This window comes from Pseudoalteromonas sp. T1lg75, from assembly GCF_002964705.1.
GTDB lineage: Bacteria > Pseudomonadota > Gammaproteobacteria > Enterobacterales > Alteromonadaceae > Pseudoalteromonas.
Window position 1 is genome coordinate 1 of the sequence record NZ_PQCD01000044.1, and the last position, 296, is coordinate 296.

Annotated in this window: 1 protein-coding gene; it reads left to right on the top strand. The window is 45.9% G+C overall.

The window, feature by feature from the left end:
* Positions 1-54: 54 nt before the first annotated feature.
* A partial coding sequence (locus C2M36_RS10135; RefSeq protein ID WP_158678920.1) for a transposase occupies positions 55-296 on the top strand: 242 nt, incomplete at its 3' end.

A 296-nucleotide genomic window follows, 5' to 3' on the forward strand; every position in this document is an offset into this window, starting at 1 on the left:
AGGACTTACCCAAAAAAAGTAGACACCTTCTATAGTTAGAAAAAGAGGTGTCTCATGACTAAAAAGAAAAGAACCCAGGCCTATACCGAAGAATTCCGTCGCGAAGCAGTACGTCGTGCGGAATTACCGGGTAATACCAATAAATCAGTCGCCGAAGAACTGGGGATCAGCGCCCAGCAAATCTATAACTGGCGCAGGCAATTCAACCGTCTTTCCGACAAGCAATTTAATACCGTTCAAGGCGTCGATTACTCGAAACATGAAAGCGAGGAGTTACGCCGTCTTAAGCGTGAGCT